The sequence below is a fragment of the Moorena producens 3L genome (genome assembly GCF_000211815.1).
Classification (GTDB): domain Bacteria; phylum Cyanobacteriota; class Cyanobacteriia; order Cyanobacteriales; family Coleofasciculaceae; genus Moorena; species Moorena producens.
In genome coordinates, this window is sequence record NZ_GL890840.1 from 346,398 (window position 1) to 357,737 (window position 11,340).

At 47.4% G+C, this 11,340-nt stretch carries 6 protein-coding genes; 4 read left to right on the forward strand and 2 right to left on the reverse strand.

All coding sequences use genetic code 11. The annotated features are described in order from the left end of the window. Window position 1: 1 nt before the first annotated feature. On the forward strand, window positions 2-2,920 hold the full coding sequence (locus tag LYNGBM3L_RS49345; RefSeq protein ID WP_008181175.1) for a VIT domain-containing protein: 2,919 nt from the start codon (window positions 2-4) through the stop codon (window positions 2,918-2,920). Here LYNGBM3L_RS49345 and LYNGBM3L_RS07955 read toward each other — a convergent pair. After that, window positions 2,898-3,434, reverse strand: a complete 537-nt coding sequence (locus LYNGBM3L_RS07955) for a retropepsin-like aspartic protease family protein (RefSeq protein ID WP_008181177.1) — start codon at window positions 3,432-3,434, stop codon at window positions 2,898-2,900. The genes LYNGBM3L_RS49345 and LYNGBM3L_RS07955 overlap by 23 nt on opposite strands. 305 nt (window positions 3,435-3,739) lie before the next feature. Here LYNGBM3L_RS07955 and LYNGBM3L_RS07960 point away from each other — a divergent pair, with 305 nt between their 5' ends. After that, window positions 3,740-4,057, forward strand: a complete 318-nt coding sequence (locus tag LYNGBM3L_RS07960) for a hypothetical protein (RefSeq protein WP_008181178.1) — start codon at window positions 3,740-3,742, stop codon at window positions 4,055-4,057. Here the strand turns inward: LYNGBM3L_RS07960 and LYNGBM3L_RS07965 are convergent. Continuing rightward, entirely contained in the window at window positions 4,029-6,005 is a 1,977-nt protein-coding gene (locus LYNGBM3L_RS07965) for a hypothetical protein (protein WP_052308414.1), read from the reverse strand. The two genes, LYNGBM3L_RS07960 and LYNGBM3L_RS07965, sit on opposite strands and share 29 nt — an antisense overlap. 685 nt (window positions 6,006-6,690) lie before the next feature. On the opposite strand from LYNGBM3L_RS07965, the gene psaA reads away from it, so the two are divergent. Together psaA and psaB are read left to right on the forward strand one after the other, a co-directional pair. Beyond that, complete coding sequence (psaA, locus tag LYNGBM3L_RS07970; protein WP_008181182.1) at window positions 6,691-8,913, forward strand: photosystem I core protein PsaA; 2,223 nt, start codon at window positions 6,691-6,693, stop codon at window positions 8,911-8,913. A 174-nt stretch (window positions 8,914-9,087) separates the two neighbouring features. Beyond that, a complete protein-coding gene (psaB, locus tag LYNGBM3L_RS07975) occupies window positions 9,088-11,304 on the forward strand; it encodes a photosystem I core protein PsaB (RefSeq protein WP_008181184.1) in 2,217 nt (738 codons plus the stop codon). The last annotated feature ends 36 nt before the right edge of the window (window positions 11,305-11,340 follow it).

The following is an 11,340-nucleotide window of genomic DNA, read 5'->3' on the forward strand; positions in this document are numbered from 1 at the left end:
AATGCCCATGCCCACTCATGCACTATTATGCTCCAAGCAGTTGCTAGGGGGACTATACGTTAACGAAGAGGAGCAACATTCGGTATTTCCTCTGAAACATACAGACGTTTACGCCAAAATTACCGGTCACCTGTCACGGGTAGAGGTGACACAGACCTTTGAGAATCCTTTCAGCCAACCCTTAGAAGCGGTCTATATCTTTCCACTACCGGATGAAGCAGCAGTGGATCAGATGGAGATTAAATTAAGCGATCGCATAATTGAGGGCAATATCAAAAAACGGGAAGACGCTCAAACTATCTACGAGCAAGCTTGCAGTCAGGGGCGGAGTGCGGGACTCTTAGAGCAAGAACGGGATAATATTTTTACTCAATCTCTAGCTCACATTAAACCAGGGGAGCAAATTGAGGTCACCCTTCGCTATACCGATCAGCTACAGTTCCAGGGGGGTAACTATGAATTTGTCTTCCCAATGGTAGTTGGCCCCCGTTTTATCCCTGGTACTCCCATTGATGAGAGTGGGGATACTGACTTCGTTCCCGATGCTTCCCGAATCACTCCACCCTTGATTCCCCCAGACATTCGCTCAGGTCATGACATTGGGGTAACCGTTGAGATTGACGCTGGAGTAGCAATTACAGAGATTTATTCTACCTCCCATCAGATTAACATTGAACAACTCAACATTGAACAACAGGGGGCAATCCTGCGGGTCAAACTGAGTCAGGAAGACACGATTCCCAACAAAGACCTGATTCTACGCTATGGGATTGCCAAGGAGCAAACTCAGACAACACTACTTACCCACTCAGATCAACGAGGCAATCATTTTGCTGTGTATCTTATCCCTGCGTTGGACTATAGCACCGATGAGATTGTGCCAAAGGATGTGGTGTTCGTGATCGATACCTCTGGTTCTCAAATGGGGGATCCTCTGCTAAAGTCTCAGGAATTGATGCGTCGGTTTATTAATGGACTCAATCCGAAGGATACCTTTACCATTATTGATGTTTCAGATAGGGCTACCCAGCTATCCACCAAACCCTTATCGAATAGCCCCCAAAACTGTAGAAAGGCGATTAACTACATCAATCAATTAAAAGCCAACGGTGGTACTTATTTACTCAAAGGTATTCGTCACTTGCTGAATTTACCGGCTGCACCGGAGGGACGACTACGGAGTATTGTACTGCTAAGTGATGGCTACATTAGCAATGAGAATCAGGTACTAGCAGAAGTACAGCAACAGCTTAAACCTGGAAATCGCATCTATAGCTTTGGTGTCGGCAGTTCTCCGAACCGGTTTCTGCTGAATCGCTTAGCTGAAATTGGACGGGGAATAGCTAGAATCGTGCGTCAGGATGAACCAACTGAAGCAGTAGCGGAACAGTTTTTCCGTCAAATTAATAACCCAGTGCTAACCAATATTCACGTTACCTGGGAAGGCCTAGGGGAAGCGATAATTTATCCCAATCCCACTCCGGATCTATTTACCCAGCAGCCTTTGGTTATCTGTGGACGTATTTCTCCCATTCAAGAGTTCCAGGCAGAACAGTTGCAGGTTAGCAAGTTGAAGGTTAAAAGTTTGGAGAATAACCTACCGGACTCGAAGGTTACAGCTGAAGAACTTTCAACCAAACAACATTCAACCTTAACCCCAAACCAACCTTGGCCAAAAGGCCACGCTACCCGAACAACCCCTACTGGCACTCTCAGGATTACGGGTACTAGGGGGGATGGTAGTTACTACCAGAAAAGATTTAACCTCAATTTTGATCAAGCCAACAATCCAGCTATTGCCCAGCTGTGGGGTAGAGCAAGGATTAAACACCTGATGCAGCAAATGTTGAGCTGTGAAACTAAAGCTGGGGTAGAGGCAGTGACGGAAACAGCGTTGAGTTATCAACTATTGTGCCAGTACACCGCTTTTGTGGCTGTCAGTGATCAGGTACCGGTTGCAGGTGAAAGCCACCTCATATCGATGCAAGTACCAGTAACAATCCCAGAAGGAGTTAACTGGGAAGGCATGATCAAAAGTACTTTTGCTAGTGCAATTCAGGATAGACTCAGGCTACAGAAGTGGCGTTCAGGGTTGAGAGCAGGGGATAAGGAGAGCAGGAGACAAGCAGCAATTGACATCAATTCCAAATTCTTGCCTGATGAGCAGGGGAAAAAGGGGAAACCGAAGAACTCTAAGATCAACCGATCGTTACTGTTTTCCCTCTCTCCCTTATCTTCTGGCACCGCCTGGTCTTCTCCTATCCCAAGATCTGTGTTACCAATAAGTGAATATAGGAAATTGGGGGTTAAAAGCAAAGCTTGGATTCAACAGTCAGAGTATAGGCAAAACAGGTACCAAGAATCTAAGCTAACCTGTAATAATGATAATCGCTATGATACCCATCAGGCATCAGAAATGAGCCCTCAGGATTATATTCTTTCTAAGACAGTTCAGGATAGCCTCACTGATAATGATAATCCCTATGATACCCATCAGGCATCAAAAATTATTACTGAGGACTATTTAGCCAATCAATCACCAGATAATTTTGAATTGACCTTGGTCTGTCCTAGATTGATTAAAAAGGTGAAGTCAGAGATATTAAGCTCAGCGGCAATCAGCCATCACAGGTTACAGTTGGTCAGAGTTAAGGGATTAGATGAAATAGGGACAACCTGTTTAACCCAACATCTGCAACGATTGAACCTACCCCTAGGGGTAGCTGGTGAAATTGTCTTCGAGTTCCTAGTTCGTAGAGGTCGCGTGATCAGGGTGATGTGGGATGAAGCAGCCTCTACCCTGACCGAAGCCCAAATGATTGATTTGATTAAGCGATCGCTTTCTTGTTGGCGAGTGCCCGAAACCTCTGTAAAGAGCGTGTGTTTAACCTTACGCATTAACGAAGGTGCAACTCAATGACATCTTGCTTAATCGTGAGATCATAATCTTGATAGAAATTGTGTCCTAGCAGTCCAATTGACAGGGATGGACTAACAGCAACCAGTAGGTTGTTAGCCACAATACCTCCTGCGGCAGCGGAGGCCAAGCGACCCAGGGGTACATCAACTGTACCATTAGCTGTATCCATCGTGGCAGTTCCTTCTGGCTTCAATGCCAAAGCTTTTGCCATTTTTGGGGTAATTGTCACGACGGATGCTCCTGTATCAACCACCATTTCAAAGGTTCGTTTACCATTAAAAGTGACATCAATTACAGGAGTGTTATAGACTCGGCGTTTGATGGGGATTGTAATCACTCCTGAACTGTTTTGCTTTGATATGCCGCAAAGTTTGCCAAGGTCAATCAGATTGCCATTGGCATCCCGCATGAAACAGGGTAAATCGATTTGAGCTTTAGAAACAGCAGGAGTCAGGGTGCTGGTTGTGATTACAAATAATGTTGTTAATAGTTGGATTGGTAAATAGGGTTTCACCTGATTTATCTACTCCAGTATTTTGATTAGTACAAACTTTTAGGAAGGATTAAGGATGAAGGCTGACTCTGGACTTATCGCCTAATCCTAGATTACCCAGGGAAACTCTTAAACCAACACTACTCTTAGAGAGAGTTTATAGATACACTTTAATAATAGCTAATCGGTAATAAATCAATTAGCAGATAGGGAATCGTTGTTGGCTCGTTATCGGGAAAAGTTTGGGGAGTTATGCTGATAGCTGGCACTATTACAAAAAAACTTAATAAAGGAAGTCATAACAATCGATTTGAGTACTGAAATCGATGCAGCAAGGGAACAGGGGAGCCAGCGCTAGCTGCACATCTAGCATCGGCCAGCCATCCCCACTGGGTCAAGGATTGCGCATTGGCGTACGCTACGCGATCGCCTTTGGTGCTCAAACAGTTGAGGGAACCATGGGCTTACTGCCTGTTGTCACTCTATTTTTACTGTGCGATCGCACTCAAGTTTGGCCACTCCCACCATCCCTTGAGTTCCTGCCAAACCCATTCCATGGGATTAACCTCCCGGCAGTCAGATGGATCAAACCACCGGATGACATGGTCACTCTGATCATGAGCTCAGTTCAGATTCACTGGTAGCTACCGCCGGTTGTTCAGAACTATCTTCGACTTTGGTGTTGGACTCAGACTGCCCATTCCCTACTGCTGGTTCTTCCGATATCTCCTCAACCACAGTAGTGAACTGAGATTCCTTTGGAGTTACCGCCGGTTGTTCAGAACTATCTTCGACCACAGTAGTGGACTCAGACTCCCCGGTCTCTACTGCCGGTTTTTCGGATATCTCCTCGACCACACTAGTAAATTTAGATTCCATTGGAGCTACCGCCGGTTGTTCATAACTATCTTCGACCACAGTAGTGGACTCAGACTCCCCGGTCTCTACTGCCGGTTCTTCCGATATCTCCTCGACCACACTAGTGGATTTAGATTCCATTGAAACTACTGCCGGTTCTTCCGATATCTCCTCAACCACACTAGTAAATTCATACTCCCCGGTCTCTACTGCCGGTTCTTCCGATATCTCCTCAACAACAGTAGTGGACTCAGATTCCCTTGGAGCTACCACAGGTTCCTCTGATGTAATGTCCAGTTCCTCTAGCGCTTCAGGTGAGGGGCTAGGGGTCACAGCGGAACGTCCGAAGAAACTGCCAAAGCGACTCCAGATGTTTAATTTTGGCTTTTCTGACGGTTCAGGTAGAGGGGTTACTGATTCAGCCCCAGTAGTTGCTTCCTCAACTGGTGCTGGGGTTTCACTGGCAGGAACTAGCTCTTCTGCTTCCAAAGTTGTTTCCACCTCAGGTAGGTTGGACTCAACCTCAGGAGTTGGTTCCTCCAGAGTTATTGGTAGTTCACTGGGTGTTACAGATTCCTCTAGTTCTGGTATTTGCTCTGTTTCAGTGGGTGCTAATTCCCCTGGTGGTGTAGTGTCTTCTTCTGTAGTTTCTTGTTCTAAGGAGGTCGGTTCAGAGGTGAGAGGTTCTTCAACTATCGGAACAACCGAGGGTATTGGTGTTGGCTCTACTGTAGGCGAAGTAGTCAATGATGGACTCGGAGCTGGTGTCTCTTCTGGTACAGGTATTGGGGTTGCCGGTGGCTGATAGTTGGGGTCTACAATACCACCAGCTTGCTCAGCCGAGAGTTGACCCAATACTAGGTGGGAAAGGGTGTCTTCACCGTTAGGCTGGTAGTTAATCACCTGTACTGTGTTGTTGAAAACATTCTTGACTGGGTTGCCCTGTCCATCGAGAAACTCTAACTCTACCCAGTTTTTGCCCTCTTTAAACCCTGTCAGATAAATCGATTCCCAACGGTCGAGTAGGAAACTTTGACCGTTCACAGTAACCCGAATCTGCCAATCAACACTATCATCATCTAGATTGTCTTGAGCCACTAGCTGGAGAGGGGTATTACTCAAGGGGGTATTCGTCAAATAGAAGTCCAGCAGAATCGGCTCTGCTCCGTAGTCGCCTTTTGGAACGTTGTAAGTTAGGAGTGGCAGCGCTGGATCTGGGTTGTTGTCGTCAGTTTTAGTAAAGATATGAAATGTGGTCTGGGCATAGGCACCTTGATTTTTGAAGCTCTCATCCCAGGGGCGAGAGGCAAATGCCCGCAGGGTATGGGTGCCAGGGGATAAATCCTCTAGGATTAGAAGTTGGTCTAGGTCATAGATGGCTTGGTAAGGTTGGTTGTCCAGGATGACGTTCAGATGAGGACCTATACCTAGATCGGGATCTTGGAAAATTGGCAAGTCCTGAACCTGAAATTTCACTGATACTGTTGTATCTTCAAGCACCATGTCATCACCAGGTCTGACAATGATGACTTGAGGCTGGTAAGCCTCTAGGCTCTGACTAAGCTCTTGAATAGCTAGGGGTGGCCCTACTTCTGATAACTGATTAACTTGGTTGGTTTGGGAGCTGGCATCGATGCCAAACCGCTTCGATGTCTTGATGCGATCGCTACCGCAGGCCACCAGACCCCAAACTAAAATCGTTGTGATTAGGAAGAAAAAAAGTCTTTTCACCATGATTATCTGGCTGTTCCTACCCAACAAGCCATCTCCTTTGATCACCAGCCTTTAATCTTAACTTACAGGTTGACCTCTAGTCTTGCTCCTTGTCTTTAGGTGTTGGTCTATGAGCGTTGGGGTTGCCTATTGGCAGGATGATCAAGTCTGTTCTAACTTTCCCCCTCTTGGTGCGCATTTCCTTGGCAAGGTTACCTAGCCTGGGTCCCACCGCTCTTCCAAGTGTTCCGCTTTTCTATAAATCTTCCGCTTCTCTATCAACCATACCCCTACACCTTCAACCCTTGAGGGTCGTCCGTCTAGATCGGGGACACTTTTTTCAAAAAATATTTAGCATTTATTTACATTTTTTAACATTTTGAAAAAATTATCATTGAATTTTTCTATAGTTAGTTTTGATTTGTTGTGATGGCGGCTTAGACACAAACAGTGGTATACCTATTAATACTGCTAATTGAGAATAGTTAACGATTATCCAAAAAATTGTTAACTATTTTTAACTGAATTCAAAAAGCGCCTGAAGCAAGACCTATTATCTTCTAAGGGAGGTATCCGTTTTGACGTAAATTCAGAACAGGTCCTTGCTTCGGTTAGAAAGCAGTGATTAAAAAAGTGCTTTCTTATCCATAAAAATAAAACTCCCCTAGGGGTATTAGTCGTTCCTTGTCTAGAGAGGAGATTCCTCATGCCACTCGAGGTCGATAACGACCCGGTACCAGCTTCCTTTGAGAAGTGGGGTAAGCCAGGTCATTTTGATCGAACCCTAGCGAGAGGTCCCAAAACCACCACTTGGATTTGGAACCTTCACGCTAACGCTCATGATTTCGATAGTCATACCAGTGACTTAGAAGACGTTTCTCGCAAAATATTTAGTGCACACTTCGGTCACCTAGCCGTTGTCTTTGTCTGGTTGAGCGGCATGTACTTCCATGGTGCTCGTTTTTCTAACTACGAGGCATGGCTGAGTGATCCCACTAGTATTAAGCCCAGTGCTCAAGTGGTTTGGCCCGTTGTTGGTCAAGGCATTTTGAATGGGGATGTTGGTGGGGGCTTCCACGGCATCCAAATCACCTCTGGTTTCTTCCAGCTGTGGCGTGCTTCCGGTATCACCAATAGCACCCAACTGTACGCAACAGCTATTGGTGGTTTGGTAATGGCAGCCCTGATGCTATTTGCTGGCTGGTTCCACTACCACAAGAAGGCTCCGAAACTGTCATGGTTCCAGAGCGTGGAGTCGATGATGAACCACCACTTAGCTGTGCTACTGGGCTGCGGCTGCCTAAGTTGGGCAGGTCACCAGATCCATGTGTCTTTGCCCATCAACAAGCTCTTGGATTCTGGGGTGGCTCCTAGTGAGATTCCACTGCCCCATGAGTTCTTATTCAATCAGGGCTTGATGGCAGATCTTTATCCCAGTTTTGCTAAGGGCATAACCCCCTTCTTCACCCTGAACTGGGGCGTCTACTCTGACTTCCTCACCTTCCATGGTGGTCTGAATCCAGTAACCGGTGGATTGTGGTTGTCAGATACCGCTCACCATCACTTAGCTCTAGGAGTCCTGTTCATCATTGCTGGCCACATGTACCGTAATACCTACGGTGTTGGTCATAGCATGAAGGAAATTCTAGAGGCTCATAAGGGTCCGTTCACTGGCGAAGGACACAAAGGTCTTTATGAAATCCTGACTACTTCTTGGCATGCCCAGCTAGCCATTAACCTAGCTATGGTAGGCTCCCTGAGCATCATTGTGGCTCATCATATGTACGCGATGCCTCCGTATCCGTACATTGCCACAGACTATGGTACTCAGCTGTCCCTATTCACCCACCATATGTGGATTGGTGCCTTCTGTATTGTAGGAGGTGCAGCCCATGGTGCTATTTTCATGGTGCGGGACTATGACCCAGCCAAGAATGTGAACAACCTACTAGACAGGGCTATCCGTCACCGGGATGCAATTATCTCTCACCTGAACTGGGTGTGTATCTGGTTGGGTTTCCATGCCTTTGGTCTGTACGTTCACAACGATACGATGCGGGCTTTGGGTCGCCCTCAGGATATGTTCTCTGATACGGCGATTCAGCTACAGCCAATCTTTGCCCAGTGGATTCAAAACATCCACAACCTAGCGCCGGGAGGAACTGCTCCCAATGCTTTGGAAACCGTTAGCTATGCCTTTGGCGGAGGCATGGTAGAAGTAGGGGGTAAAGTGGCAATGATGCCGATTGAGCTGGGTACTGCGGACTTTATGGTCCACCATATCCATGCGTTCACCATCCATGTCACTGTACTAATTCTGCTCAAAGGGGTACTGTTTGCCCGTTCGTCACGTCTGATCCCCGATAAATCTGAGCTAGGCTTCCGCTTCCCCTGCGATGGTCCAGGTCGTGGCGGTACCTGCCAGGTATCCGGTTGGGATCATGTGTTCCTAGGCTTGTTCTGGATGTATAACTGCATCTCTGTGGTTATTTTCCACTTCAGCTGGAAGATGCAATCTGATGTCTGGGGAACAGTATTCCCGGATGGGACTGTGTCTCACATTGCCAATGGCAACTTTGCCCAAAGTGCGATCACCATCAATGGCTGGTTACGGGACTTTTTGTGGGCACAAGCCTCAAATGTAATCACATCTTACGGCTCAGCTCTGTCGGCATACGGCATAATGTTCCTAGCTGGTCACTTCGTCTTTGCCTTTAGCCTGATGTTCCTATTTAGTGGTCGTGGGTACTGGCAAGAACTGATCGAATCCATCGTTTGGGCTCATAATAAATTGAAAGTAGCCCCATCGATTCAGCCTCGTGCTCTGAGCATCACTCAGGGTCGGGCTGTGGGGGTAGCTCACTACCTCCTGGGAGGAATCGTCGTTACCTGGTCATTCTTCCTAGCACGCATCCTGTCAGTGGGATAACTGCTTACCAGGAATCGATGCCAAACCTTGAGTGGGATACCATAACCTGTGTCTCGCCTGTCGATACCCTAAGCAACCTGGAACTTCGGTTCCAGGGGGTTAATTAAGAAAAAACAATGAGCAGCATGATTGCATAAGTCTCATAGGTCAGCGAGGAGAATTTCCTTAAAGCATATGGCAACAAAATTTCCAAAATTTAGCCAGGACCTCGCTCAAGATCCGACAACACGTCGAATCTGGTACGGGATTGCCACAGCCCATGACTTTGAAAGCCATGATGGCATGACCGAGGAGAATCTATATCAAAAGATTTTTGCTTCTCACTTCGGCCATCTTGCAATCATTTTCTTGTGGACTTCTGGCACCCTGTTCCACGTCGCCTGGCAAGGTAACTTTGAAGAGTGGATTAAAGATCCTGAAACTGTCAAGCCCATCGCCCACGCGATTTGGGATCCCCAATTTGGCTCAGGGGCAATTGATGCCTTCACCCAAGCTGGTGCTTCTAGCCCCGTAAACATCGCCTACTCCGGTGTTTACCACTGGTTTTACACCATTGGCATGACAACCAATAACCAACTGCATGGTGGTGCCATGTTCTTGTTATTGTTGTCATCCCTATTACTGTTTGCAGGTTGGTTGCACTTACAGCCTAAATTCCGCCCCAGCTTGAGCTGGTTCAAGAATGCAGAGTCTAGGCTGAATCACCACTTGGCAGGTTTGTTTGGTGTTAGCTCCTTAGCTTGGGCAGGTCACTTGATTCACGTGGCTATCCCCGCATCTCGCGGACAGCGGGTTGGTTGGGATAACTTCCTGAGTGTCAAACCCCATGCAGCTGGATTAGGACCTTTCTTTACCGGGAATTGGGGAGTCTATGCCCAGAACCCAGATACCGCTGGACACATCTTTGGTACCTCTGACGGTGCAGGGACAGCGATTCTGACCTTCTTGGGTGGCTTCCATCCCCAGACTGAGTCCTTGTGGCTGACCGATATCGCTCATCACCACTTGGCGATCGCAGTGATCTTCATCATTGCCGGTCATATGTACCGCACCAACTGGGGTATTGGTCACAGCATCAAGGAGATTCATAGTGCCCACAATCCCCCGGCAAGTACTCCCTTTGGGGGCATGTTAGGTGAGGGTCACAAGGGTCTATATGACACTATCAACAACTCTCTCCACTTCCAGTTAGGGTTAGCTCTGGCTTGTTTGGGTGTGGTTTGTTCCTTGGTAGCCCAACATATGTATGCGCTGCCGTCCTATGCATTCATAGCCAAGGATCACACCACGATGGCAGCACTGTATACTCACCATCAGTACATTGCTGGTTTCTTGATGGTTGGAGCATTCGCTCATGGTGCTATCTTCTTTGTGCGGGATTATGACCCAGAGGCTAATAAGAATAATGTGTTAGCCCGGATGCTGGAACACAAAGAAGCTCTGATTTCTCACCTGAGCTGGGTAACTCTGTTCTTAGGTTTCCACACCTTAGGAATCTATGTCCACAACGACGTCGTGGTTGCTTTCGGCACCCCCGAGAAGCAAATCCTGGTTGAGCCAGTATTTGCTCAGTTCATCCAAGCGGCTCACGGTAAACTGCTATACGGCTTTGACACTCTGCTGTCCAATCCCGATAGCTTAGCTGCTGGCTCTGGTGCAGCTTACCTACCTGGCTGGCTCGATGCCATGAACAGCGGAACTAACTCCCTGTTCCTGACCATTGGTCCTGGTGATTTCTTGGTACACCATGCGATCGCTTTAGGTCTGCACACCACCACCCTGATTCTAGTCAAGGGTGCCCTGGATGCCCGTGGTTCCAAGCTAATGCCCGATAAGAAGGACTTCGGTTACGCCTTCCCTTGTGATGGTCCTGGTCGTGGCGGTACTTGCGACATCTCTGCTTGGGATGCCTTCTACCTCGCCATGTTCTGGATGCTCAACACCTTAGGCTGGTTGACCTTCTATTGGCACTGGAAGCATCTGTGCGTCTGGCAAGGTAACGTGGCTCAGTTCAATGAGAACTCTACTTATCTCATGGGCTGGTTCCGGGATTACCTGTGGGCTAACTCTGCTCCGTTGATCAATGGTTACAGCCCGTTTGGAACGAACAACCTGTCGGTCTGGGCTTGGATGTTCCTGTTGGCACACCTAGTTTGGGCAACTGGTTTCATGTTCCTGATCTCGTGGCGTGGTTACTGGCAAGAGCTAATCGAAACTTTGGTCTGGGCACACGAGCGTACTCCTCTGGCTAACTTGGTTAGCTGGAAGGATAAGCCTGTTGCGCTGTCCATCGTTCAAGCTCGTCTGGTTGGTTTAACCCACTTCACGGTTGGTTATATACTTACCTACGCGGCATTCTTGATTGCCTCGACAGCTGGTGCATTTGGCTAATGGTTGCTGAAACTAGCTTTTTAGGTATTTAAATTG